This is a genomic window from Plantactinospora sp. CNZ320 (assembly GCF_002846275.1).
The window spans coordinates 6,748,510-6,774,120 of the sequence record NZ_PJMP01000001.1; the positions used below are offsets into that span (position 1 = coordinate 6,748,510).

Below are 25,611 nucleotides of genomic sequence, written 5' to 3' on the forward strand. Positions count from 1 at the left end.
CGTCTTTCGAGTGGCCATCCGCAGGCGCAGCGGCGGCACCGGGAGCCGCCGACCCGACCGCTAGGCCGAGGAGGGGCCGGCCAGCACCGGGTACCGGGGTTGGGCGCGCAGGTCCTCCGCCAGTAGCCGGGCGAACCTGGGCATCCGGTAGCGGCCGCGGTGGGTGTAGACCATCAGGTGGGTACGGACCAGCTCGTCGAGTACCGCCTCGGTGCACGCCTCCGAAGCGCCGAGCCGGCGGGCGGCGTCGGCCAGCCCGAACTCCCCGCGTTCGGCGAGCATGGGGAACGACTGGCGCGCCTCGGCGCCGAGCGTGGAGAGTACCCCGACCAGCCGGGAACGCAGGCTCAGGTCGTCGGCCTCCAACTCGGCCAGCGCCCGACGGTCGTCGCGGAGCCGGCCGATGAGCGCGGCGGCCGGTAGCGTCGGCTGGTCGATGAGCCGAGCCGCCGCGATGCGCAGCGCCAGCGGCAACCCGCCACACAGCACCGCGAGGTGGTCGAGTTCCTCGCCGTCCCGCTCCCGTCCGAGCATGCCGCGCAGCAGCTCCGCCGAGTCGGCCACCCCGAGCGGCCGGAGCGGGAGCCGCCGGGCGGCCGGAATGACTCCCAGCGGGTACCCACAGGTGATCAGCAGACAACAGCCGGTCGCGAGCGACAGCAGTGGCCGGACCTGCGCGGGTGTGGTGACGTTGTCCGCCAGCAGCAGCAGGCGCCGACCGGCGCTGGCGGTACGGAGCAGGTCGGCGGCCTCCACCACGTCGTCGGACGGGGGGACGACGCTGAGCCTGCGCAGCACCGCCTGGATCGGGCTGGTACCGGCGTGCCCGCCGCTCGGCCACGCGCGCAGGTCGAGATAGAGCTGGCCGTCGGGGTACGCGTCGGCCAGGTCGTGCGCGACACGCTGGGCCAGCGCCGAGGTGCCCACCCCCGGCGGACCGTGCACCACCTGGACCAGTGCACCCGACCCCTGATCCGGGCGCAGCAGAGCGGCCCGCAACTCGGCGAGGACCTCGCTCCGACCGACGAGTGGCGGTGGCTCGGGCACCCGGTGGACGATCGGGTACCACGCCGGCCGGGCCGCCGTGGCCACCAGGCGGTACTGCCCACCCGGCCTGACCGGCTGAGTACCGCCGGCGGGGGAGTTCGCACCGCCCGGCGGCGCGTCGTCGCTCGGCCGGGTGTCGTCGACCGTTCGGGTCTCGTCAACCGATCGGGTCTCGTCGGTCGGTCGAGGCTCGTCGGTCGGTCGGGCCTCGTCGGTCGCTCGGGCCTCGTCGATCGCACGGGTCTCGCCAGTTGCGCGGGTGGCGTCGATCGCGCGGGTGGCGTCGATCGCGCGGGTGGAGTCGATTGCGCGGGTGGAGTCGGTTGCGCGGGTGGCGGCGGGCCCGGACGCGGGCCGGAGCGGGGTCACCGGGGCCGGGCGGGCCGGACCGTCCCCGATCGGGACGGGCTCCCACTTGAGCAGCGACCGGTACAGCTCGGTCAGCTCCGGGTCCGGCTCGATCCCGAGTTCGTCGCGGAAGACGCTCGCCGCCGAGCGGTACCCGGCCAGTGCCAGGTCGTGCTCGCCGAGCCGGTGGTGGGCGACGATCTTGAGCCACCAGGCCCGGCTGCGCAGCGGCGCGACCGCCAACAGGTCGTCCAGGTCGCGTACCGCCCGGTCCGGTTCGCCGACCTCGATCCGGGCCTCCGCGAGGCGTTCCACCGCGCGCAGCCGCTGCTCGTCGAGGGCGTTCAACCAGGTGCCGACCGCACCGTGTCGCGGCACCCCGGCCGCGGCTTCGGCGCCGCGCCAGAGCTGGAGGGCCCGCTCCAGCCGCTCGATGGTCCGCCCCGGGCCGGCGGTCTCGGCGTACGCCTCCGCGACGAGCTGGGCGAAACTGAGGTGGTCACAGTCGGCCTCGGTCACCCGCAGCAGGTAACCGCCCGGTTCCCGCTCCAGCCGTACCGGGCTGCCGCGCAGCAGGTCCCGCAGGATCTGCACGTACGTGCGGATGTTGGCCACCGCCGAGCGGGGCGGTTCCGCGTCCCACAGCGCCGCCACCAGGCGATCCACGCTGACCGGGCGGTTGGCCTGGGACAGCAGGATGGTGAGAAGACCCACCGGCTTTCGCCCCCGCACCGGGCGGATTCCGCTCGGCAGATGTACCTCGATCGGACCGAGCACGCGCACCGTCAACCGCATGGCCGCCTCCCCCCGACAGTCGACCCGAGTGAGGTATGCGTACCACGGAAGATCGACAGCTTCAATATCCACAGCGGACCGAGGTTCTGCGTGGACCGGATGGGCGACCTAAATCACCGAACAAGGTGGACGGTGGGGCCGGCTCAGCCCGGGTCCGGCCCGGCCGCCTGGTGACCGGGCTCCGCGATGATCGGCCCGCCGCTCGCGTACCGGCGCAGCGCGACGCCGAGCACCTGGTCGAGCGGTACCGGGCCGAAGACCCGCGAGTCCGTGCTGGCGTCGCGGTTGTCGCCGAGCACCACCACCCGACCGGCCGGTACCGCATCGGCGCCGCCGCTCGCCGCCATGACAGCCGGCGGCATCGGGTCACCGGGCAGCGCGGCGAGGCGCTTGATCATCCAACGGCGGTCCCGGACGGCGCCACCGGCGATCGAGCCGCCCCGCCGCGCGTCGGCCCGCGGCTGTTCGACCACCACGATCTGACCGACCCGCAACCGCCGGGCCGGCACCCGGCGGACCACGACCCGGTCCCGGCCGTGCAGCGTCGGCTCCATGCTGCCGCCCTCGACGGTGACCACGACCAGCCGGGCGCGCAACCAGGCGACCCAGCCGGCCGCCGCGACCAGCACGCCACCGACCACCAGCGCCGTCGTCATCGTTGCGCACCCGTGGTGGCGTATCCCTCGGCCTGCATCGCGAACAGCCGGGCGTAGTGTCCGTCCGCCGCGACGAGCGTGTCGTGGTCGCCCTGCTCGACCACCACGCCACCGTCGAGCACCACGATCGTGTCGGCGTCGCGCACCGCGCCGAGCCGGTGGGAGATGAGCAGGCTCGTCTGCCCGGCACGGTGCTCGCGCAGCCGGTGATGGATCTGGTACTCGGCCTCGGCGTCCAGCCCTGCGCTGGGCTCGTCGAGGATGAGCAGGTCACGCCCGTCCCGGACGAGTGCGCGGGCGAGCGCCACCCGCTGCCACTGGCCGCCGGAAAGCACCACGCCCGCCTGCGCGGTGTCGTCGGCGAAGAGGCGGGTAAGCATGGTGTCGTAACCGTTCGGCAGTCCGGCGAGGACGGTGTGGATGCCGGCGCGTTCGGCGGCCCGGATCACCGCCCGCTCGTCCTCGACCTTGCGCAGGTCGCCGAAGGCGATGTTGTCCCGGACGGTGAGGTCGTAGTGCATGAAGTCCTGGAAGATGCCGCTGAGCCGGTCGCGCAGCGATTCCACCGGCACCTCCCGGATGTCGACGCCGTCCCAGAGTATGTCGCCGCGGGTCGGGTCGTAGAAGCGGCAGAGCAGTTTCACCAGCGTGCTCTTTCCCGCGCCGTTCACCCCGACCAGCGCGACCGCCTGACCACAGGGGATGGTCAGGTCGACACCGCGCAGGATCCACGGATGATCGTCGGAATACCGGAACCAGACGTCGCGCAGCACGATGCCACGGCGCAACGCGGGCAGCGGCCGGGGCGACTCGGCCGGTGGCAGGTCGGGAGCGGCGCGGACGACGTCCAGGTACCGCTCGAAGATCAGCAGATGCTGGTGCCCGACGGCCAGGCCGCCGGCCATCGCGCCGAGGCTGGTCTGCACCGACGCCACCGCCGCCACGAAGACGGAGATGTCCCCGACGGTGAGCGTGCCGGCCACCGCGGACCGTACCGCCCAGAAGAGTCCGGCGGCCGCGATACCGGCCGCCGTCACGGCCAACCCGCCCTGGGTGAGCAGGGTCCAGCGGTCCATCCGGCGGTGTAGCAGGTTGATCGACGTACGGTCCCGCTTCATCCGCCGCCGCAGGTGGTCGCCGAGGTGGAACAGCCGGATCTCCTTTGCGGCGGCCACGTCACCGAGGAGCCGGGCATAGAACGTCTCCCGGCGTTCCAGCGCGGTGATTTCGATGGTCGTCCGGACCCGCCGCCGGGCCAGCCGCACCTCTCCGACGAAGGTGGGTACGGCGCCCAGGACGACGATCCAGGCCATCTGCGGGGCGACCACCAGCAGCATGCCGAAGAAGCCGATCATGGTGATGCTGGTCCGGACCAGTCCGAGCGAGGTCAGGATGATCTGGCCGGGCGTCTCCTGACCGGTCTGCTGGGCCATCCGGAGCCGGTCGAGGAAGTCGGGGTCCTCGAACCGGCCGAGCCCCTGGAAGCGGTTGACCGCCTGGTACAACCGGTCCTGCGCGACGAGGCTCGCCCGGCGTCCGAGGTCTTCCTGGACGTAGTCCGACAGGTGCGGCTGCACGGCGGCGACCAGCCCGCTGACCAGGAGCCCGGCCACGACGCCGGCCAGCGCGGACCAGGCCGGTCGGGGGCTCGCCAACTCGTCGAGCATCTCCTTGGTGAACCAGGCCGCCACGACCGGCACGGCGGCGGCGACCACCGTGAGCGTGACAAGCACGGCGAGGGCGCCCGGTGCGGCCCGGGCCGCGAGACCGACCGCCCTGCCGAGAGTCCGTACCAGGCTCACGCCGGGACCGGGGCGGGTGACGGGACCAGATGTACGCCGGTACCGGTGATCACGCCCTTCGCGTCGACCTGGCAGACGGCCGGGAAGGCCCGTACCCCGAACGCCGCGATCGCACCGCGCGCCTGCTCCTCGGCGAGTACGGTGGCGGCCCCGGCCAGCGGCTCGGTGTACTCGTCGGCCGGCTCCGGCCCCTTCTCCACGACCGCGAGCGCCCGCTGCGACCCCGCCAGGGCGACGAAGCCGGGGATCAGGTCCTTGCAGGCGGGGCAGCCGGGCGAGAAGAACCCGACCACCACCGGCTCGGTGAACCAGTCGAGGTCGACAGTGGTGCCGTCGAGCGCGGTCCCGCTGAACGGCGGGACGGCGGTGCCGATCGGCTTGGTCGAGGCGCCCATCTCCGCCGGCTCGAGTCCCTGGAGCAGGTGCCCGTACTGGCGCATCCGTCGGACCAGCCCCAGCGTCAGGGCCAGGTTCAGCAGGCCGAGCGCACCGACCAGAACGACAGCGGCGGTCAGGAACGGCATGGGTACTCCTCTGAGCTGCGGGATGACATGCGGCCGGGTGACTGTACGCACGTTCGGATACATGGCGTCTACATCGCGCCATGTATTGATCACGTACGTCGGCGGGTTAGCGTCGGCGCCGCACGACCGCGCCCTGCGGTCGGCGAGTGAAAGAAGGTGAAGCGTGTCGAAGTTTCGTGCGCTGACCGACCGGCTGGTCGGCTTGGTCGTCCCCGAGGTCGAGGCATCGGCCCTGTGGATCCCGCAGTACCGCTGCCTGCCCACCGGCTGCGCCGGCCGTGGCCAGGCGCAGAGGCGCCAGTGCCACGACGGCAGCGGCTACTGCACGCCGTGGACGAACGACGGCTGCGGCTGCTGATCGACGGTCGCCGCTGACCGGCTGATTTCCGGTGCCGGGCCTGCCGGCGCGCCGGGAGCGTGACCATCCGCCAAGGGTGGCCGTTCCGCTCGGTGCGCGTCGGATCTGGCCCGGCACCGCTGTTCTCGGCACCACTGCGGGACAGGGTAGGTTCGGATACTCAGCCGCACGTCGGTGTGCCGGCTCAGGCCCGCTCGTCCGGGCCGGTCGAGGATGCTGACATGACCGAGACGCTGTCCCGACCTCCCGCGTTCTCCACAGTCGCCACCCGGTCCCTCGGCGTTTCACCGGCCCTCGCCGGAGCGCCGGTCCTCGCTGGGCCGCCGGCCCTCGGCGTTCCCCCGGTCCTCGCCGGAGCGCCGGTCCCGGTCGACGCGCCGCCGCTGACGGCTCGGCAACGGTGGCGGCGGAACCGGCTGCGGCTCACCGCCCGGGTGCTCGGGGCGGTGTATCGACTGGCCTGCCGCCATCCGGCCAGCTGGGCCTGGTGCGCCGGCCACTACCACCCGATCTTCGACCGGTTCGCCCGGGCCGAGGCCCGCAGGATCTGTGCGCTCGCCGAACTCGACGTTCCGGCGTACCGCACCTTTCTCGCCGCGCGGGACGCGGGTGTCGAGCAGCGGCCGGGACGCCGCCGGCTCACCGAACTTCCGGAGACCGACAAGGAGAACTACGTCGTACCGCACACCGCCGCCCGGCGCTGCTGGGGTGGCCGGCTGCCGGCCCGGGGTGTGGTGGTCGACGAGTCGGCCGGCTCGTCGGGCCGGCCGTTCAACTGGCCCCGTGGCGAGCGGGAACTGCGGGCGGTGCACCACGACATCGTCGGCTACACCAAACTGGTCTTCCCGATGCGCCGGCCGTTCGTCATCAACGCCTACTCGATGGGCGCCTGGGCGACCGGGACCACCACCGGCGCCGCGATGGCCCGGATCGCGGTGGTGAAGAACACCGGCCCCGACCTCGGCAAGATCGTCGACACGCTCCGCGAGTTCGGGCCGGACTTCGACTACCTGGTGACCGCGTACCCGCCGTTCCTGAAGCACCTGCGGGACCGGCTCGACGCCGACGGTTTCGACTGGTCGCGCTATCGCATCTCCGCGAGCTGTGGCGGGGAGGGGATGACCGAGGCGCTGCGGAGCTATCTGGAGGAGCGGTTCCTCCGGGTACGGTCCGCGTACGGCGCGTCGGACCTCACCATCGGAATCGGGGCGGAGACCGCGTTCACGGTCTGGCTCCGGCGTCGACTGTGGACGGATCCGGGATTCCGGGCCGCGGTGCTCGGTGCGGACGAGCAGCGGCTGCCGATGGTGTTCCAGTACAACCCGCTGGCCACCTATCTGGAGACCAACGAGCGGCGGGAACTGCTCTGCACGGTCAACAGCCTGGACGTGCTCCAGCCCCGGCTGCGCTACAACGTCGGCGACGAGGCGGTGCTGCTGCCGTACCGGAGGATTCTCGACCTGCTCCGCGACGACCCGGCGGGTCGGGCCGAATGTGAGGCGGCGCAGGCCAGCGAGCGGATGACCCTGCCGCTGCTGCTGCTCTTCGGCCGGCGCGACTCGACGGTCTCCTACCTCGGTGCCAACCTCTACCCCCAGGACGTCGAGTACGGCCTCTACGCCGGCAACCCGTACGCCGCCGAGATCAGCCGCTTCCGGCTGGCACTGGTCGAGGACGCCGGGCTGGAAAGCCGGCCGGTGGTGCACCTGGAGTTGCGCCGCCCGCTGGCCGGACCGGCCCGGGACGCCCTCGCCACCGCCTGCCGGGACGGGGTGCTCCGGCACCTTGCCGCCGTCTCCCGGGACTTCGCGCAGTCGTTGGCCGAGGACCCGACCGCCGGTGACCTGCGGGTGGAGCTGCACGCGGCCGGTACCGGCCCGTTCGCCGGCGAGCAGAAAATCAAGAACGCCTACCTGCTGGGAGGTTGAGGCATGCGTACCCGGGACTTCTCCCGAGCCCCGGCGCAGGCCCGCGCCGGCGCGATGTTCGTCGGTGCGACCCGTTACCGGAGCCCGCTGGCGCTGCTGCGGCTCTGGCCGGCCTGGCGGCGGATGCTCCGTGACATGCGGCGGATGTCCGGCTACTGCTGGCACACCGTCTACTGGCAGTTCCCGTTGACCCTCGGCACGGTCGCGTTCTTCACCGACAAGGACGCGATGCTGCGGTTCGCCCGGTCCCGGCACCACCGGAAACTGATGGTGTGGGTCACCGACGGCACCCGGAACGCTACAGCTGGCTTCATCCGGCTCTACACCGCCGAGCCGGACGGCTACTCCAACGGGGTGTGGCGGGCCGAGGCGACCGAGATGGCACACATCCCGACCTTCACCCCGCTGGGCACCGAGTCGACCGGGCCGGCGGTGCGGCGATGACCGCCGCCGCCCGGCTGGAACGCGTCGTCGACCGGCGCGGCCTGCGGGACTTCCTGACCCTCACCGACCGGGTGTACGCGGACGAGCCGCGCTTCGTACCGCCGACATACCAGCAGGTACGGCACTGGTGGCGCGACGGCGTCCCGATGTACCTGCTCCGGGAGCCCGGTACCGGTCTCGTGCTGGGCCGGACCACGCTGCACACCGACGCCGCCTTCGACGCCAAGCTCGGCCGGCGGTGTCAGCTCTTCGGGCTGACCGAGTTCACCGAGCCGGCCGCCGAGCCGCTCTTCGAGGCGATCACCGCGGCCGGCCGGGCAGCAGGCGACCGGGAGGCGCTCTTCGGGCCGGTGGCGTTGCTGCCCAACCAGGCGGGCGGGGTCATCACCTCCGGCTACGCCGACCGTGGCTTCGTCGACAGCGCGTACAACCCGCCGAGGTACGTGACCGCCTACGAGTCGTACGGCTTCACCAGGCGGTTCGAGTCGGACACCTGGATCTGCCCGGTGACACCCGATCCGATCGACGCCGATCCGCTGCTCGCCGATCCGGAGCTGCGGGTGCACCGGGGCGACCCGCGTCGGCTGGACGAGCAACTCGACCTGCTGCGGGAGATGCTGAACGCCTCCTTCGCCCAGCTCGGCTACTACACCGAGATCTCGACGGAGCAGCTGCGCCGGCAGACGGACGGGCTGGCGTACCTGCTGGACGAGTCGCTGCTGCTCTACCTGACCCGGGCGGAGCGGCCGGTGGCCTTCGTACTCTGCATCCCGGACATCAGCGAGTTCGTGATCCGGGTACGCGGCAACCTGAACCTGTTCAACCAGCTCCGGCTGCTGGCGACCCGGCGGCGCTACCGACGGGAGGCGGTGTTGATCGTCAAGGGAGTGCTGCCGGAGTACCAGGGGCGCGGCTACCAGCGGCTGCTCTCCGCGCAACTGCGCCGGAACCTGCACGCGGGAGGGTACGGCACGCTGCGCAGCACGTACGTCGGGCGGGACAACCCGGCCTCGGTCGCGCAGTTCCGGGGGATGGGCGGGCGGCCGCTGCACGGGTACACCTTCTACGAGAAGGCGCTGTAGATGGACGTCGCGGCGTTCCGGGAGCTGGAGCCGCTCTGCTGGCGGGCGCCGAGCGCGCACAACACCCAACCGTGGCGGCTCGACCATCGGGCGGCGGAGATCCGGGTGGGTTGGGATCCGGCGGACGCGCTGCCGGCGTCGGATCCGTCCGGGCGGGACCTGTGGCTCTCGCTCGGCGCGTTCGTCGAGACCTGTCTGGTGGTCGCCGCCGACGCCGGACTGCGGGTCGGGTTCGTGCCGGACCACTGTGCCGAGGACCGTCGGGTGGGCTGGCTGCGCGGGTCCGGGAACCGTTGCGACAGCCCGTTCGGCGCAGCCCAGGTGCGCGGGCGGCGTACCCACCGGGGACTCTTCTCGGCGGGCCCGCCAGTCGAGGTGCTCGCAGCCGTCGACGCCGCGGCCCGGGCGGCCGGCGGAGCGGTCCGGGTGGTGCCGGACGCCGACCTGCTTGCCCGGCTGCTCCGGGTCGCCGACCGGTACCTTTACGCCGACCCGGCGATCGTCGCCGAACTGCGGTCCTGGCTGCGCCTCACGCCGGCGCACCCGGGGTACCGCTCCGACGGACTCACCGATCGCTGCCTGGGGCTGTCCCGGGTCGAGGCGACCGGACTGCGGGCGGCGCTGGCCGGGTACCCGGTGCTGCGCCGGCTCGGGCTGCCCCGGCTGCTCGCCACGGCTGCCGGAAACCCGCTGGCGCAGGGCGGCGCCGTGCTGGTCCTCATCGGACCGTCCAAGCTGGATGACGAGGGCATGGTCGGGTTCGGGCGGGTGCTGATGCGGATCTGGCTGACCCTGGAGGCGGCCGGCCTGGCGACGCACCCGCTGAGCCAGCTCCTCGACGCGCCCCCGACCCGCGACGTGCTCGGCTCGGTGCTGGGTGTGCCACCGGACCGGCTGCTGCACGTCGCCCGGGTCGGTCGACCGGCCGATACGCCGGCCCGCTCGGCCCGCCGCGTCGGCGAGTAGCCGCCCTGCCAGGGTCGGCGAGTAGCGCTCCGCCGGGGGTCGGCGAGTAACGGCCTGCCGGGTCGGCGAGAAGACGCCCTGTCGCCGGTGCCGACGCCTCGGGCTGTGACGTGACGCGGTGGCGCGGCGCTGTGGCGCGGCGCTGTGACGCGATGCTGTGACGTGACGTCGTGGTTGGGAGAGCAAGTCAGGAGATGAGCGGCGGCCGTGCCGGTGACCAGGATGGACAGGCACCAGCGCACCAGGGCGGTACCCGGGGCCCCGGCCGGGCGATCCGCCCCGGTGACCATCGGTGCGGCCGTGCCACCGGGAGGATGAGATGCCCGTCGAGGACCACGATCCGGCGAAGCTGGACGCTCGCGAGTTGGCCCTGCTGGTCAAGACGACCTCGACCGACGAGCTGCGCGAGCTGATGCGCGGCAGCCGGCGCCGGGCGGTGCTGGACACGGTGCTCGGACGGATGCCGGGCGTCTTCCGGGGCGACCGGGCCGGGGGTACGTCGGCGGTGGTGCACTGGCGGATCGGCGACGGACCCGACGGCACCGTTGACGTCTACGAGATCGTCATCGACGGTGGCGCCTGTGTGCTGTCGCCCGCGCCGCAGCGGGAGCCGAGGCTGACGCTGACCGTCGGCGCGGTCGACTTCCTCCGGATGGTGACCGGGAACGCCCACCCGGTGACGCTCGCCATGAAGGGAAAGCTGAAGACGAAGGGCGATCTCGGGCTGACCGCGAGATTTCCGCATCTGTTCGACATTCCCCGGGTCTAGGCACACGTTCGATGGGTCCGGCATGGATCGGGGCCGCCAAGGTGGTCACCCGGGGTGGCCCGGCCGCCGCCGCACCGCCGCGTGCTGTTCGCAATTGTCAGACTTCAATCTCTCTGGTTTGCGGCGGCGGCTGTCCATGGATCTGGTCGCGTTCTCCGCAAGACCGGACAGGGTTATGCCGCAACACCAGAGATGCCACGGGGTTGGCGCGCGTGCCAGGGTGATCCCGACGAGGAAAGCCCTGCCGGCCAGGCCGGCGACCCCCTGCAGTATTCGACAGGAAGTGAGGCGAGGGCATGACGATCACCGGAGCAACGACAGCAGCCGCCGACGCCGATCGTGCCGCGATAGCCGCGGTCCCGGCCCGCATGGTGGAAATCTGGGCGAAGCACGATGCCGACGGATTCGCCGAGCTTTTCACCCAGGATGGAACGCTCATTCTTCCCGGTGTCTACCGCAAGGGCCGGGACGAGATTCGCTCGTTCATGGCGGCGCAGTTCGCCGACGCCTACCGGGGCACCCGGGTCACGGGGCAGCCGGTCGACCTCGTCCCGCTCGCACCCGGCGCGGTCGCGCTGACGACTGTCGGCGGCGTACTGGCCCCCGGTGAGTCGGAACTGCACGCCGAGGCGGCCATCCGGGCCTCCTGGATCCTGGTGAAACGCGACGACGAGTGGCTGCTGGCGGTCTACCACAACTGCCCGCGCGACCCGGCCCGATAGTCCACGAGAGGCGGCAGACGCATGACCGAGACAGCAGTGGTCCGGGACCTCGTCGCGGAGGGCGACGAGGTCGACCGCATGGTGAGTGGGCTCGACGCCGCCGAGTGGGCGCTGCCCACCCCGGCACCCGGATGGACGATCGCACACCAGGTCGCCCACCTGGCCGCCACCTTCCGGATGGCGGCGCTGGCGGTGGCGGATCCGGATCGGTTCACCGCGATGACCTCGCGGCTCAGCCCCGACTTCAACGCGAACGTGGCACACGCACTCGCCGAGTTCCTGGCCGAACCGCCGGAGGTGCTGCTGACCCGCTGGCGTGCCGAACGCGCCCGTGCGGAGCAGGCGCTCGCGGCCGTACCGCCGGACCGGGTCGTACCCTGGCTGGTCCGTCCGCTTCCCGCGGCCGTACTCGCCTCGGCCGGTCTGATGGAGTTGTTCGGGCACGGCCAGGACATCGCCGACGCGCTCGGCGTACGGCGTGAGCAGACCGATCGGATCGGTCACCTGGTCGCCTTCGCGGTACGCACCTGGGACTTCGGCTACCAGGCGCGTGGGCTGCCAACCCCCGAGGTGGAGTACCGCTTCGAGTTGACCGCGCCGTCTGGCCGGCTCTGGACGTTCGGCCCGGCCGACGGCGAGAACCGGATCACCGGTCCGGCTGTCGACTTCTGCCTGCTGGTGACCAGGCGCCGGCACCGGAACGATCTCGACCTCACGGCGACGGGCGCGGAGGCCGAGCGGTGGCTCGACATCGCGCAGGCATACCGTGGGCCGGCCGGTCCGGGGCGCCGCCCCGGTCAGTTCGCGACCCCGGTGCGCTGACCCACCGCCGCACCCGCACCGGTCTCACCGGCGTCACCGGTTGCCGGTGACGCCGCCGGCCGGAGCTGGTCGCCGCGCTCGGCCCGGTCGAACCGCTGGGCCACGAAGTGCTCCTGCGCCATCCGGCGTACCGTGGCCAGCGCGGCGTCGAGGAGCACCATCCGTACCACCGCGGCGGCCCGGTCGGTGCCGGCCGAGTCCGACGGGAGCAGGTCGAGTTCCTGGACGACGAGCCGCTCGGCCGCCGCCGCGTACGGGCTGAAGAAGTCCATGTCGCACTCGCAGCCGAGATGTCGCAGGGTCACCACCACGTGCGCGAGCCGGCCGGCCACCTCGGGGTCGACCTCCCAGCCCAGTTCCTGGACGAATCCGTCCACGTCGGAGCGCGCGCCGCGCATCCCCTTGACGTCGTCCAGGGGCGGTTGCTCCGGGAAACGGGCGCGGTTGACCACCTCGTAGAGGTTCGGCAGGGACAGCTTTTCGTCATCGATGGCTGCGAGCAGCTCGCCGACGGTGGAGAGGTCGAGCTGCCCGATGTTCGTGAACGCCCTGATGAGACGGATCCGGTGCAGGTGCGTCTCGTTGTACTCGGCCTGGTTCCGCTGGGTCGGTACGCCTTTGGGAAGCAGGCCCCTGCGCAGGTAGAATTTGATCGTGGCAACGGAGACCCCGGTCCGTCGGCTGAGATCGGATATGCGCATCTAGCCCCCCGGAGGCGTTGCCGATGGTTCCAGAGGTGCCGCACCGCACCTGGTTTAGCTCGCCAAGATTATCAGTATCGTCAATACGTACCTTTGTGTCGATATTTGTGTTGTTGCCTGGTGCGGCGAGGTTCGCCGGGATGACGTCGCCGTGGGCCGCCGAGGGCAGGGCGGTACCGGACTCCGGCGCGGAGGCCAACGCCGTGTTCCGGGCGTCGAGCAGGGCGAGCAGTACGGGCGGGTCGAGCGTGCCCGCCGGTTTCAGCAGCAGGTCAGCCTGGATGAAGGTGTCGCGGCCGATGGTCAGCGGCCCGTTCGTGGCGACCGAGACCGAGCCGTCGGCGCCGTCCGGTTCGCCGATCGCCGCGCGCGGGTCACCGGTGACCTCCTGCGCCAGCAGGTACCACGTGCCGGACGGCACGCTGTCGAACCGGTACTGGCCCCAGCCGGAAAGGATCGCGCACCGTACCGGCCGGCCCTGCGGAATGCGATCGGGAAAGAGGCCGACGAAGATGAGGCTGTTCTGCTCCGCCTGAGCCGGCCACACCCGTCCCGAGACTCGGCCGCACGCCCGCCCGTCCACACCGAGGTGCGGGTCGACGGGTATGTGCGGCGCGAATCCGGAGCGCTTTCGATAGGCGGTCGGCGACATTCCCACGCTTCTGCTGAAACGTGTGCTGAAGGTGCCCACGCTGTTGTATCCGACGCGCACGCTGATGTCCGCCACATTTAACGAGGTAGACACCAGAAGATGTTTCGCCCGTTGCAGTCGCAGCGCCGACAGAAAGCGACCCGGAGAGACGCCGGTGGCGCGTTGGAATATCCGGGTGAAGTGAAACTTACTGAACATCGCCGCGCGGGCGATGTCATCTACCGTGAGCTGTTCTCCGAGGTTTTCGCGCATTGCGGCGATAGCGCGACCCACGGCCTGCTCGATAGGGTCGTCCACTCCTGCTCCTCCCGAGGACTCGAATGGTCAGCCTTTTGATCGGTTACCAAAACGTGTCGGCGCAGTGGTCGAACCAGCGGAGAGGTATAAGCGCGGGGCTCACCGGCGTCGGCTGCCCGGCAGTATGAGTTGTCGGTGAATAACGGAAGTGATTTCGAAGCTCCATGCCCCCGGCGCTTCGGTCAACTCGTCCTTGTCGATGCGATCCGCCAACGTCGAGGTTAACTTAAGCAGGGCCTCCCAGCAACACTGAGATTCGTCATCCTCTATCTTCTGCGCAATCAAGAAGTTAAAATCGGATAGTGGTGCGCACTACTTCACCGATGTAGCGGTGTTGACGTCGTCCGGAAACACCGGCGTCAAATGTGCCGTCCGGCCGGCGGCGTCGACTCGGCCCGCCACAACCGCGCACCGATCGCCCGAGCCGCCTCGAAGCTGGCCCAGGAGGTCAGCTGGATCAGGCCGTCCTCGCCGAGACCGCTCCTGACCTGGTCGACCAGCTCAGCTGTCACCCGGTAGGGGGCGAACGCGGTGAGCAGGCCGAGTCGTGCGGCCGGGCGGTCGTCAGCCGGCACGGTCGCCACCGCCTCCGCCAGCCAGGCCGGTGCCCCGAGCCCCGGTTCGATCCCGATCCGGCGGGCCAGGGCACCCGGCACCAGGGCGCGTACCTCGGCCGGCACGGCCCGGTGCGCGCCGTCGCGTACGGCCGCGGCGGCCCGGGCGAACGCCGCCGCCACCGTCGGCCGGCCGGCGGCCCAGCACAGGTCCGGCGGCAGCGGTGCGTCAGGCAGCAGGTCGAGGGAGGTACCCGGTGCCGGACGCCGCCGCGCCAGGCTCCCCAGCACGAGCCTGGCGCCCCGGCGCACCGCCCCCAGCGCCGGAGCCGGCACCGGGGGCAGTGGCGAGTCGGTGAGGAAGAGACTGACCATCCGGTTGAGGTAGTGGAAGGTCACCACCACCCCGATGATCTCCGGTGCCTGCCCGGCGGGGAACGGGACCGGTCGACCGGTGGCCTCCGGTCGACCGCTCGCCCAGGCCCACCGGGCCAACTCGCGTACCGGGGGATCGGCGACGGCGTCGAACCGGCCGGCGACGATCGCGTCGGCGTCCGGGCCGGACGACAGCCCCGCCATCGCCGCGCCGTGCACCTCCACGCAGTACGGGCACCGGTTGGCGACCGAAACCGCCGCCGCCACCGCCTCCTTGACCGACCGGTCGACCACACCACCGGCCAGCAGCGACTCCCGCAGCATCAGCCAACTCGCCGCGAGTGCCGCCGGTGCGGGCGCGTGCAGCCCGATCGGCGGTGCGACCATGCCGAAGTCGGCCTCCATCTGCTGGTACACCTCGGCCACCAGACCGGTCTCGTCACCCGGTGCCACCGGGGCGACGTGCCGGATGTGCGCCGCGGACGCCCGGCGCGCGACGCGTGCGAACAGCGATCCCACGGCGCACCTCCGTCTCAGGCCGTCGGAGCCAGCGCGACCGGGGAGGCCGTGTCGGCACCCGGCCCCGGTGCGCCGTACCGCACCGCCACGCCGCGCTCCTGGGCGGCCCGGATCATGCCGGGCATGGCCCGCTCCGCCAGCGCCGCGATGGTGAGCGCCGGGTTGACGGTCAACGCACCGGGCACCGCCGAGCCGTCGGTGACGAAGATGCCGGGATGCCCGCGCAACTCGTGCCTGTCGTCCAGCGCCGAGGTCGCCGGGTCGTCCCCGATCCGGCAGGACGCCAGCGGATGCACCGTGTAGGCGCCGACGAGGTCGTTCGTCCACGGCGCCACCCGGGCCAGGCCGTCGCGCTCCAGGATGTCCTTGACCTCGGCGTCCGCCAGCGACCAGCCGCGCCAGGTGTTCGGCGTCGGCCGGTACCGCAGCGGCCCGTCGCCGAGCATCTGCATCGAGAGCCGGTGCGCGTTCCCGGTCTCCGGCGGCGGCCCGAAGACGCCCTCGTTGTCGTCCTCGGACATGGTGAAGATGGTCAGCCAGGACTGCCAGCGCCGCAGCATCTCCTTCTTCGGCACACCGAACCAGGACGGGCCGGTGGCACCGGGCACCTGGGCCAGGATGGTGCCGAGCCCGGGCGGGAAGTACAACTGCTCCAGCGAGAAGCGCTCGTACTCCGGCAGCCGCCCGTCCAGCCGGTCCCAGCTCGCCACCGTCGGGCCCCGGCCGATCTGGTACGCCGCGTACGCCTGCCCGCCCGGCCGGGACAGTCCGAGCACCTCGCGTACCCGGTCCTCGTCGAAGACAGCCGTGTTGAGGCGCTCGCCGTTGCCGGAGAAGTACCTCCCCACCGCGTGTGGCATCGGGCCGAGGGTGGCCGCCGAGCGTTGCAGGATCACCGGCGTCGCGCCCGCACCCGCGGCGAGGACGACGAGCTTGGCGTCGATCGCCCCGCTGTCGTGCAGGATCCGGTAGTCCTCGGCGTCGACGATCCGGTAGTGCACCCGGTAGCCGCCGTCGTCGTTCCGGCTCAGGTGCTGCACCTCGTGCAGCGGCCGGATCCCGGCGCCGTGCGCGAGCGCCCCGGGCAGATAGTTGAGCAGCAGGGACCGCTTGGCGTCGAACCGGCAACCGGCCATCATCCAGTTGCAGTCGACGCACTCGTCGAGGTCCACGGCCGACGGTGGCGGATTGGCGGTACGGCCGGCGTGTGCGCAGGCCGCCGCGAAGAGGCCGCCCGCGTACGGCACCCTGTCCCAGGACTGCCGGGTGACCGGCAGCGCCTCGGTGACCCGGTCGTACCAGGGATCGAGCTTCTCCCTGGTGATGCTTGCCGGCCACATCCGGCGGCCGATGCTGCCGTGCCGCTCGAAGACGAACCGGGGCGCCCTCGGCATCGTGGCGAAGTAGACGACGCTGCCCCCGCCGACGCAGTTGCCGCTGAGCACGCTCATCCCGTCGCCGACGACGAAGTCGAAGACCCGGGTGTACGAAGACCCGAGCTTGTAGTCGTGGTCGAACTCCTCGGCCCGCAGCCATGGACCGCGTTCCAGAACCACGACCCGGGCCCCGCCCGCGGCGAAATGGTAGGCCGCGATCGCGCCGCCGAAACCGCTGCCGATCACGACGACGTCCGTCGACTCCGTGGCTGTTGTCATGCTGGATCACCTGTCACCGTGGTTTGTGGGTGGATCGGGGCCAGAGCCCGCCCGTAGGAGGACTGCGAAAAACGGTGCAGGCCGTCGGCATCCGGTGGGAAATAGCCGATTGTCAGAAGGCCCGGATGCCGGCCGGCGAATGCCTCCGCCGTGCTGATGTGCGCGGCGCTGTCGAATGCCATGTTGCTGAAAAGCGCGAGAGCGACCCACATCTGCTTTTCGGGATGCTCGGGCGCGGTGAGTTCCCGGACGAGTGCGGTACGGTGCCCGAAGGGCAGCGCGACGAACGCGGGTACGTCGTCGTCGAGTGTCAGGCCGTGCTCCGCGGCATATCCGACGGCGTGGTCGTTCAGCGTGTAGAACAGGGAGTCCAGCGCCTCGGCCAGCCCGCCGCCGGGCTGTTCGAGCAGTTCGAGGGCGCCCGCCTCGACGGCGCCCCCGGTCGGGTCGGCACCTGCCACCGCCCGGTCGTCGGGTGACCGCTTCCGGCCGGGAATGATGGTGTCGGCAAACGCCTCTATTGTGGCTGTACGGGCCGGTCCCGCCTCGTGTTCGTCGGGCTGCACGGCATTCCCTCCTCTCCTGTCGCGCTTTTCCTGGGCATCCTGCTCCGAATGGTCCGGCCGCCGTGCCGGCAATGCTCGCAACGAGGCACGGATGGTCGGGACGAATTCGATTCGTCAGACGCCAATCCTCCCGATGCGGGGGTTGAAAATCATCTTCTGAGTTGCGCTGGATCGGGGTGTGCCGCAAACCTTCGCCGGGATGTGCCGCTAAGCCTCGCCGGGTCTGCCGCAAACCCTTGCCGGGGGCCGACAGCGCACGGCAGGAGACGGATTCTCCTCAGGGTCACGCCACCATGGAATGAACTGTCCCCGTATCGGATCAGGAGCCCGCCATGCCGATGCTCGGTTCGCTGCGCCGTTTGGTGCTGACGCCGTCCTTCACCGAGGTGACCTTCGCGGCGCGCGGCTTTCCGGTCCATGCCACCGACGCGACCCGTCGGCTGGAGGCCATTCCCCAGGCGGTGCTGTGCGGCTTCGAGTGGGCGATCGAGGCGCGGTCGTCGTGGGAGGTGGAACGCCGGCTGGAACTGGTGGAGGCCGAACAGCGGGGATTCGCCTACGAGGGCGCCGCGATGGCCTACACGGTGCGCGACGCGATGGCGGGCGGTCGGGGCCACCGGGCACGGGACCTGCTGCGCGGGCCGGGGCGCCCGCACACCTTCCTGACGTACATCGGGATCGGTTTCGCGATGGCCCGGCTGCCGCGCATCCTGTGGCGCAACGCGCTACCCGACCTGAGCGGTGTGCCGTACTACCCGACGATGAGCTGGCTGGCCGTCGACGGGTACGGCTTCGACCGCGCCTACTTCGAGACCGACCGCTGGGTCAGCGGGCAGCACCGGCCGGCGCCGTACCCGTGGCAGGGGCGGGCCGACTATTTTCCGCGCGCCGTCGACCAGGGCATCGGCCGCGCCCTCTGGTTCATCCACGGCGGGGTGGCGCCGGACGTGGCGGCGGCGGTGGGACGCTTCGCCACCGAACGGCAGCCCGACCTGTGGAGCGGCGTCGGCCTGGCGGCCACCTTCGCCGGCGGCAGCGACGCGCACGGCCTCACGGTGCTGCGCGGTGCGGCCGGCGACGCGCTCCCGCACCTGGCCCAGGGGGCGGTCTTCGCGGCCAAGGCCCGGGACTTCGCCGGCTTCGTGCCCGCGCATACCGAGCTGGCGACCGGGGTACTTGCCGGGATGGCGGTTCCGGCGGCGGCAACGCTCGCCGACGACGTGGCGGCGGACGGGTTCGGTTCCGGTCCCGAGCCGGACTACGAGGTGTGGCGGCAGCGGGTCGGCGCGCGGGTGGCGTCCGCACTGCGCGGCGCTGCGGGTTAGGACCGGCCGGCGGAGTGGCCCGCCCGGGATCCGTGGTCCCGGGCGGGCGGTCCGGTCACGGTGGGAGCGGGCGGCGCAACCACAGCAGCGCGAGTACGCCGAGCACGACGAGCCCGTCGACCACCAGCAGGAACGCGCTGATCGGATCGACGCCGTGTCCGTGCTCCCCGCTGGGTATGGCGGCGGCCAGCGGCGCGGGCGGCTCGCCGGTACCGACGCTGAAGCGCAGGCGCCCGGAGGCGGCGCCACCGCTGCTGAGCTGGACGTGGTACGCCACGACCACGTCGGTGGGCCGGTCCACGGCGATCGGCTGCCAGACGACGCGATTGGGCCGGACCACAAGCGGTCCGGTGGTCAGGGTGGCGCCGTCGCCGTCGAGCACCGAGACGTGGGAGTCGGCTGCCACGGGCGGGCCGGAGAAGGTCAGGCGTACCCCACGCGGCCCGGCGGAGAGCACGGCCTGATCCGGCGGGTCGCTGGCGACGAGGGTGCCCTGCGCACCGGCGGCCGCCGGCGTCCCCAGCAGGACACCGGCGGCGACGGTGAGCAGGGCCAGTCCGAGTGGTGCGGTGGCGCGGGAGGGCATGACCGGTCAGGCCGCCGATCCGACCGGCTGACCCGACCTGGACCGGGCCACGCAGTTGCAGGTGTACCCGGCCAGCTCGGCCCGGTTGGGGCGCAGGTGCAGGTACATCGCGATCACCATCGGGATGAACACCACGGAGTTGTAGAACAGGTGCAGCTCGACCCGGGCCAGCACGAGCTGGGCGATGCTGGTCGGCTGCGCCGCGCCGAAGAGGTTGACCCCGGCCTGCACCTGGACGAGCAGCAGCAGGTGCTCGATGTGGTGCCAGAACTGGATGGCCAGCGCCACCGTCCACCAGGTACGGGCCCGGCCGACGAAACCGGGCCGGAGCAGGAAGAGGCCGACCAGCATGACGAGGGCGTACCCGTAGTGCAGCCACTCGGAGCTGACCAGCCAGGGGTAGTACCACCCGAGTACCCCGCGGGCCTGCGGTCGGGGCATGCCGAGCACCCAGATCTGGTACGCCTGCACCAGGTGCTCGGCCCAGTGCGCGACGACGACGAACATGTAGAGGTTCAACGCCGTCCTGTGGTGGCTCCGGTTCAGCCGGGCGATCGGACCAGCTGGCGGGGCGACCGCCGAACCGCTGACCATGGGTGTCTCCCTCCCGAGGCGAACTACCGGTTCCGGCTGACCGTAGTCGTCACCCACCGTGAGTCAGTTCTTCCAATGTGCTCACTTCGGGTCGGATGGTGCGCACCTTTGGAGAACACCGTCGCGCGCCGTCGCCGCATGCTTTACGGAGAGTCGGGTACCGCAGGGGAGGCACCATGGCACGCCGGATGAGCACCGAGGTGGGACCGCCGGAGACGGCGGTAACTCCCACCGTCACGCCACGCGCCACGTCCATGTTGGTGAACGGCCACTTCCCCCGGCGGCGGTGGCTGGTGCTCGGGCTCAGTGTCCTGGGCGGCTTCCTGCTCACCGTCGTCTGGTCGGCGGAGTTCGTCGACAGCACGATCGGCGACAGCGTGGCGGACACGCTGCTCGGACACGACGCAAAGGAGACCCCGATCGCCGGGATCGGCGCCGGGGTGGCGTTCGCGTTCGTCTCCGGTCTCGCGGGTACCTTCACGGCCTGCAACATCGCCGCGTTCGGTGCGATGGCGCCGATGCTCGGTACCGGCGGGCGGTGGAGTCGACTGCGGCACACGTTCGCCCCGCTGGGGTGGCTCGCGGTGGGGATGATCGCGGTCTCCGCGACGTACGGCGCGGTCGTCGGGCTGGTCGGCACCGCGATGCCGCAGTTCTCGACGGCGGCGAACAGCGCGGGCACGCTCTCGGCCCGCAGCGTCCAGTCGCTGGTGGTCTTCGGCGTGATCGGGCTCGCGCTGACCTGGCTCGGGCTGGCCGCCCTCGGCATCGTGCCGGACCCGTTCGCCCGGGTCTCGGCGAGGTTCCCGAACGCGCCGATGGTGGTCCTCGGTGCGCTGATCGGCGGGTTCCTCATCGGACGCCCGTTCGCGCTGTTCCGGCAGATGTTCCGGGACGCGGCGGAGAGCGGCAACCCGCTCTACGGCGCCCTGGCGTTCACCTTGCAGTCGATCGGCAACATCCTGGTGATGGCGGTGCTCTTCGCGGCGGTGGCGCTGGTCAGCGGGCCCCGGTTGCGCGGCTGGCTCGCCGCGAAGCCGAGCCGGGTCGCGACGATCACCGGGGTCGCGCTCCTGGTGGCCGGCGTCTTCACCTTCCTCTACTGGGACGTCCGGCTGCTGGCCCGCCGCGAGATCATCCCGTGGTACCCGACCGCGCCGTGGTCGTAGCGGCGGCGGTGGTGGGCCGGCGGTAGGTCGTCGAGGACGCAGGAGGAGACATGGTTGCCGGTCGCGTCATCTCGTCGGTGGTACAGCGGCAGGTCAGGTACGTCCGTACCGTCCCGCCCGGAAAGGCCGACGGGCTGGTCGGGGCGGTCTACCGGCAGGTCACCGAGGAGCTGCGCCTGGTCGTGCCGCCGGTACTGCTGCACTCGCCCGCGCCGGAGGCCCTGGCCGGGTACTGGATGCTGATGCGGGAACCGCTGCTGGCCGGCGGTGCGGTCGACCGGCTCGGCAAGGAGGCGGTCGCCGCGGCCGTCTCGGTGGCGAACATCTGCCCGTACTGCGTCGACATGCACAGCATCGGCATCTACGACCTGGCCGGCGAGGACGACGCCGAGGCCGTCGCGGGGGACCGGCTGGACGAGATAGCCGACCCCCGGATCCGGGAACTGGCGGCGTGGGGCAGGACCGCGCACCAGCCGGACGGGGCGGTGCCACCCGAGCCGCCGTTCTCGCCGGCCGAACGGGCCGAGCTGGTGGGTGTGGTCGTCGGCTTCCACTACCTCGGCCGGATGGTGAACGTCTTCCTGGCGAACTTCCTCCTCCCGCCACGGCTCGGGCCGCGGGCCCGACGCCGGGTCAAGCACGGGATCAGCCTGATGCTCAGCGCCTCGCTGCGGGAGGTGCTGCCGGCAGGCCGCTCTCTCCCACTGCTGCCCGGGGCTTCGCTGCCGCCGGACGCCGCCTGGGCGGCCGGGCAACCCGAGATCGCCGAGGCGGTGGCGCGGTCCTTCGCCGCGTTCGAACGGGCCGGTGAGCGGAGCCTGTCGCCGGCCGTGCGGCAACTCGTGACCGAGCGGCTGCGCGGCTGGCGGGGCGAGGAGGCGGGACTGAGCCGGCGGTGGTGCGAACGGCTCGTCGCCGAACTGCCCGAGGCCGACCGGGCGGCCGGCCGGCTGGCGCTGCTCACCGCGTTCGCCTCACACCAGGTGGACGAGGACACCGTACGGGAGTTCCGGCTGGTCGAGCCGAGCGACACCGCACTGGTCGAGGCCGCCGCCTGGGCGAGTTACGCGGCGGCACGGCGGATCGGCGCACTCCACGTGGAGCAGCACGTCTGATTCGGATACGTCAGCTCTCCAATTCCCGGTATTGGTCGCCGGGATTTCGTCGTGTCGACGGCAATTCGTCGTGTCGACGGCAATGACGACGGCATGTTGGAAGAAGGCCGCAGCAATGCGGAAGAAGACTCGTTCCGGTAGCTCTGCGAAGCTTGGTCGCAAACCACCGGCAAACAGCCATCGAATGCCTTGGGGGAGAGTTGACTAGTGTTTGGCGAGGGCTGCGGCGGCGCATTCTGACGCCGAGTACCTCCGCGACCAGGCTGGACGTACGCGGCTTCCACGAGAAGGACGCGGCCTCCAAGGAATTGCTGGAGACGATTGGGAGCACCTTTCTGGCCGGCTTCGGGCACGCCGCGCAGGCGCGTACGGCAGATGACGCGGAAACGGAACTCGAACGGGTCCCCGTGCGTTTTCGCGGATTCGCTTACGAGGGTGCCGCGATGGGGTTCGCCATTCGTGACGCGTTACCGTGCAGCCGTGGCGACAATGTCGCGCGCTTTCTCGCCGGGGCGGGAGGGGCGCACGTCTACATGGCGTACGTCGGCATCGGCTGGGCGATGGCGCGGCTGCCCCGGGCGCGCTGGTCCCGGATCACACCGGCCGATCCGGTGCTGCGCTGGCTCGCGCTCGACGGGTACGGCTTCCACCAGGCGTACTTCCACACGAAGCGGTACGTGCACGAGCGGTACCAGCACGACCGGTTCCCGTGGCCGGTGGAGGGGCCTCGGTGGTACGCGAGCCGGGTGCTGGACCAGGGTGTCGGCCGGGCGCTCTGGTTCGTCTGCGGCACCGCACCCGCGCTTGTCGTCAGGACGATCGAGACCTTTCCCCGGCACCGCTGGCCGGACCTGTACTCCGGTGCCGGGCTGGCGGCCACCTACGCGGGCGGGGCGGACGAGTCCGAGTTGCGCGCTCTGTGGGACGCGGCCGGGGACTGTCGGCCCCAGCTCGCCCAGGGTGCGGCGTTCGGTGCCGCCGCCCGGCTGCGCGCCGGCCTGGTCGTGCCGCACAACGAACTCGCCACCCGGGTCTTCTGCGGGATGTCCGCCGCCGAGGCCGCCCGGCTGAGCGAGGGGAACCGTCCGGACGCCCCGGTCACCGGCAGCGAGCCCGGCTACGAGGTGTGGCGCCGGCGCATCGCCAACGAGTTCGTCTCTATCGGAAGGTGCTAGCACATGGCTCAGAAAGCTGGCTGGCTGCGCAGGCAGTTGCCCGGGATCGTCGCGGTGATCCTGATGGCCGCGTTCTTCCAGGCGGCCCGGCTACCCACCGCCTCATCCGCCGAACTTGACGGCCTGGCGGGCCGGTTCGGGTTCACGCCGTACTCGGTCGCGATGCCGGGCGGCTTCCCGCAGCAGACGATCCGCAAGGTGAACAAGGACTACCGGCACATCGACGCCTGGATCTCCTCGGTCGGTGCCGGCATCGCCATGAACGACCTCGACGGTGACGGGTTGGCCAACGACCTGTGCATCACCGACCCGCGCATCGACCAGGTGGTGGTGACACCGGTACCCGGGGCGCGGTCCGACCGGTACGAACCGTTCGCGGTGGACCTCACGGCGTTGCCGGCGCAGCGGGCGATGGCCCCGATGGGCTGCGTACCGGGGGACTTCAACGAGGACGGCCGGATGGACCTGCTCGTCTACCTCTGGGGACGTACCCCGATCCTCTACCTGGCGCGCTCGGGTGCCACCTCACTCGGTCAGGCGTCCTACCAGGCCGTCGAGCTGGTACGCGGGCCGAGCGGTGCGGAGTACACCGGGCCGCTCTGGAACACCAACACGGCCACGGTCGACGACTTCGACGGCGACGGTCACCTCGACATCTACATCGGCAACTACTTCCCGCACGGCCCGGTGCTGGACGACACCAAGTCCGGCGGGGTGGCGATGAACCGGTCGATGTCGCACGCGTTCAACGGCGGCGAGGACTACCTGTTCCGGTGGACCGGCGCCACCTCGGGTGACCAGCCGACGGCGACGTACGAGATGGTCGCGAACGCCCTGCCGAGAGAGATCTCCAAGGGTTGGGCGCTGGCCTCCGGAGCCAACGACTTCGACGGCGACAGCCTGCCGGAGCTGTACCTCGCGCACGACTTCGGCCCGGACCGGCTGCTCTACAACCAGTCCACCCCGGGGCGGTTCAAGTTCTCGGCGGTCAAGTCCCCCCGGCAGGCGTTCGTGCCCAACTCCAAGCGGGTCGGCGCGGACTCCTTCAAGGGCATGGGGGTGGACTTCGGCGACATCGACGGCGACGGCCTCTACGACATGTTCGTCAGCAACATCACCACCAGCTTCGGGTTGGAGGAGAGCCACTTCGCGTTCGTGAACACCGCGAAGAACGTCGACGACCTGCGGGAGCGGTTGGGCGACGGCAAGGCGCCGTTCGAGGACCGCAGCGCGCCGCTCGGCCTCGCCTGGTCCGGCTGGGGCTGGGACGTGAAGCTGGCCGACTTCGACAACAGCGGCGAGTTGCAGGTGGCCCAGACCACCGGCTTCCTCAAGGGCGAGGTGAACCGCTGGCCGCAGTTGCAGGAGCTGGCGATGACAAACGACGGCCTGCTGGAGCACCCGGAGTCCTGGCCCAGGCTGGAGGCGGGCGACGACATCGGTGGCGCCCAGCGGCTGCACTTCTTCGTCAAGAACCCCGACGGGCGCTTCACCGACCTGGCCGGGCAGCTCGGCCTCGCGGTTCCGGTGCCGACCCGGGGCATCGCGACCGGTGACGCCGACGGCGACGGCCGGCTCGACTTCGCGGTCGCCCGGCAGTGGGACGCGCCGGTCTTCTACCACAACCAGAGCCCGTCCCCGGGTGCCTTCCTGGGCCTGCGGCTCACCCACCCGGCCACGCCGGGCACCGACGCCGCCGGCACCGCGCCGGCCACGGGGACAGTGCCGACCGGCTCGGGTACGGCGGGCACCCCGGCCGCCCCGGCGGCGGCCCCGGCCGGGGGTACGGCACAGCAGATGTTCTGCTCCCCGGTGGTGGGGGCGCAGGTGACCGTCACCACCGGGGACGGGCGGACGCTGCTCGGCCGGGTGGACGGCGGCAGCGGGCACTCCGGCAAGCGCAGCCACGAGGTGCACATCGGGCTGGGCCGAGACGTCAGCGGGCCGGTGCAGGTCAACCTGCGCTGGCGCGACCGCACCGGACAGGTGCACCAACAGGACCTTCGACTGGACCCGGGCTGGCACGCGCTCGAGCTCGGTACGCAAGCGCGGGAGATGTGAGGCG

General features: G+C 71.5%; 23 protein-coding genes and 2 pseudogenes. 13 read left to right on the forward strand and 12 right to left on the reverse strand.

The genetic code is table 11. The features are described from left to right. Positions 1–60: 60 nt before the first annotated feature. The 4 genes from CLT71_RS30215 to CLT71_RS36695 form a co-directional block, all read right to left on the reverse strand. Positions 61–2,190, reverse strand: a complete 2,130-nt coding sequence (locus CLT71_RS30215; protein ID WP_101370083.1) for a BTAD domain-containing putative transcriptional regulator — start codon at positions 2,188–2,190, stop codon at positions 61–63. A gap of 143 nt (positions 2,191–2,333) precedes the next feature. Further along, a complete protein-coding gene (locus tag CLT71_RS30220; protein WP_101370084.1) occupies positions 2,334–2,846 on the reverse strand; it encodes a S26 family signal peptidase in 513 nt (170 codons plus the stop codon). Next, positions 2,843–4,648: an ABC transporter ATP-binding protein gene (locus CLT71_RS30225; protein ID WP_199187772.1), complete on the reverse strand. Its 1,806-nt coding sequence runs from the start codon at positions 4,646–4,648 to the stop codon at positions 2,843–2,845. The genes CLT71_RS30220 and CLT71_RS30225 overlap by 4 nt, the downstream gene beginning before the upstream one ends. Beyond that, complete coding sequence (locus CLT71_RS36695; RefSeq protein WP_143743810.1) at positions 4,645–5,172, reverse strand: thioredoxin domain-containing protein; 528 nt, start codon at positions 5,170–5,172, stop codon at positions 4,645–4,647. The genes CLT71_RS30225 and CLT71_RS36695 overlap by 4 nt, the downstream gene beginning before the upstream one ends. Before the next feature lie 163 nt (positions 5,173–5,335). Here CLT71_RS36695 and CLT71_RS37610 point away from each other — a divergent pair, with 163 nt between their 5' ends. The 8 genes from CLT71_RS37610 (at position 5,336) to CLT71_RS30265 (ending at position 12,263) form a co-directional block, all read left to right on the forward strand. Further along, positions 5,336–5,530: a hypothetical protein gene (locus CLT71_RS37610; protein WP_101370085.1), complete on the forward strand. Its 195-nt coding sequence runs from the start codon at positions 5,336–5,338 to the stop codon at positions 5,528–5,530. Between the two features lie 221 nt (positions 5,531–5,751). After that, entirely contained in the window at positions 5,752–7,458 is a 1,707-nt protein-coding gene (locus CLT71_RS30235; RefSeq protein ID WP_486483542.1) for a phenylacetate--CoA ligase family protein, read from the forward strand. Between the two features lie 3 nt (positions 7,459–7,461). Next, positions 7,462–7,902 (forward strand): DUF4188 domain-containing protein, encoded by a 441-nt coding sequence (locus CLT71_RS30240; protein WP_101370086.1) that lies wholly within the window; start codon positions 7,462–7,464, stop codon positions 7,900–7,902. Next, entirely contained in the window at positions 7,899–8,984 is a 1,086-nt protein-coding gene (locus CLT71_RS30245) for an N-acetyltransferase (RefSeq protein WP_101370087.1), read from the forward strand. The genes CLT71_RS30240 and CLT71_RS30245 overlap by 4 nt, the downstream gene beginning before the upstream one ends. After that, the gene (locus tag CLT71_RS30250; RefSeq protein ID WP_101370088.1) at positions 8,985–9,950 is read left to right on the forward strand and encodes a nitroreductase family protein; all 966 of its coding nucleotides are present in this window, start codon (positions 8,985–8,987) and stop codon (positions 9,948–9,950) included. It begins immediately after the preceding gene. A 319-nt stretch (positions 9,951–10,269) separates the two neighbouring features. Continuing rightward, complete coding sequence (locus tag CLT71_RS30255) at positions 10,270–10,719, forward strand: SCP2 sterol-binding domain-containing protein (protein WP_101370089.1); 450 nt, start codon at positions 10,270–10,272, stop codon at positions 10,717–10,719. Between the two features lie 296 nt (positions 10,720–11,015). After that, entirely contained in the window at positions 11,016–11,441 is a 426-nt protein-coding gene (locus tag CLT71_RS30260; protein WP_101370090.1) for an SgcJ/EcaC family oxidoreductase, read from the forward strand. Positions 11,442–11,462: 21 nt separating this feature from the next. After that, a complete protein-coding gene (locus CLT71_RS30265; protein WP_101370091.1) occupies positions 11,463–12,263 on the forward strand; it encodes a TIGR03084 family metal-binding protein in 801 nt (266 codons plus the stop codon). On the opposite strand, the gene CLT71_RS30270 is transcribed toward CLT71_RS30265, so the two are convergent. The 6 genes and pseudogenes from CLT71_RS30270 to CLT71_RS30290 all read right to left on the reverse strand — a co-directional run bounded on the left by CLT71_RS30270 (position 12,239) and on the right by CLT71_RS30290 (position 17,582). After that, on the reverse strand, positions 12,239–12,715 hold the full coding sequence (locus tag CLT71_RS30270; RefSeq protein WP_486483763.1) for a hypothetical protein: 477 nt from the start codon (positions 12,713–12,715) through the stop codon (positions 12,239–12,241). The genes CLT71_RS30265 and CLT71_RS30270 overlap by 25 nt on opposite strands. A gap of 102 nt (positions 12,716–12,817) precedes the next feature. Beyond that, positions 12,818–12,964, reverse strand: a pseudogene (locus CLT71_RS38320) (MerR family transcriptional regulator); the annotation flags it as partial. A 199-nt stretch (positions 12,965–13,163) separates the two neighbouring features. Further along, a pseudogene (locus CLT71_RS30275) lies at positions 13,164–13,913 on the reverse strand (helix-turn-helix domain-containing protein); the annotation flags it as partial. Positions 13,914–14,272: 359 nt separating this feature from the next. Then, complete coding sequence (locus CLT71_RS30280; protein WP_101370093.1) at positions 14,273–15,361, reverse strand: carboxymuconolactone decarboxylase family protein; 1,089 nt, start codon at positions 15,359–15,361, stop codon at positions 14,273–14,275. A 14-nt stretch (positions 15,362–15,375) separates the two neighbouring features. Next, positions 15,376–17,016: a GMC family oxidoreductase gene (locus tag CLT71_RS30285; protein ID WP_101370094.1), complete on the reverse strand. Its 1,641-nt coding sequence runs from the start codon at positions 17,014–17,016 to the stop codon at positions 15,376–15,378. Further along, positions 17,013–17,582: a DUF5987 family protein gene (locus CLT71_RS30290; RefSeq protein WP_101370095.1), complete on the reverse strand. Its 570-nt coding sequence runs from the start codon at positions 17,580–17,582 to the stop codon at positions 17,013–17,015. The genes CLT71_RS30285 and CLT71_RS30290 overlap by 4 nt, the downstream gene beginning before the upstream one ends. Before the next feature lie 332 nt (positions 17,583–17,914). Between CLT71_RS30290 and CLT71_RS30295 the strand changes: the two genes are divergently transcribed. Next, positions 17,915–18,907, forward strand: a complete 993-nt coding sequence (locus tag CLT71_RS30295) for a DUF1702 family protein (protein WP_101370096.1) — start codon at positions 17,915–17,917, stop codon at positions 18,905–18,907. Between the two features lie 55 nt (positions 18,908–18,962). Here CLT71_RS30295 and CLT71_RS30300 read toward each other — a convergent pair whose 3' ends face one another. Beyond that, positions 18,963–19,493, reverse strand: a complete 531-nt coding sequence (locus CLT71_RS30300) for a copper resistance protein CopC (RefSeq protein WP_101370097.1) — start codon at positions 19,491–19,493, stop codon at positions 18,963–18,965. A gap of 6 nt (positions 19,494–19,499) precedes the next feature. Next, positions 19,500–20,087: a hypothetical protein gene (locus tag CLT71_RS30305; RefSeq protein WP_101370098.1), complete on the reverse strand. Its 588-nt coding sequence runs from the start codon at positions 20,085–20,087 to the stop codon at positions 19,500–19,502. Positions 20,088–20,263: 176 nt separating this feature from the next. On the opposite strand from CLT71_RS30305, the gene CLT71_RS30310 reads away from it, so the two are divergent. The 4 genes from CLT71_RS30310 (at position 20,264) to CLT71_RS30325 (ending at position 25,607) form a co-directional block, all read left to right on the forward strand. Continuing rightward, entirely contained in the window at positions 20,264–21,256 is a 993-nt protein-coding gene (locus tag CLT71_RS30310) for a hypothetical protein (protein ID WP_199187773.1), read from the forward strand. Between the two features lie 50 nt (positions 21,257–21,306). Then, positions 21,307–22,371, forward strand: coding sequence for a carboxymuconolactone decarboxylase family protein (locus CLT71_RS30315; RefSeq protein WP_101370100.1), 1,065 nt, complete (start codon positions 21,307–21,309; stop codon positions 22,369–22,371). Positions 22,372–22,571: 200 nt separating this feature from the next. Then, entirely contained in the window at positions 22,572–23,546 is a 975-nt protein-coding gene (locus CLT71_RS30320; RefSeq protein WP_101370101.1) for a DUF1702 family protein, read from the forward strand. 3 nt (positions 23,547–23,549) lie between these two features. Then, a complete protein-coding gene (locus tag CLT71_RS30325; RefSeq protein WP_101370102.1) occupies positions 23,550–25,607 on the forward strand; it encodes a CRTAC1 family protein in 2,058 nt (685 codons plus the stop codon). The last annotated feature ends 4 nt before the right edge of the window (positions 25,608–25,611 follow it).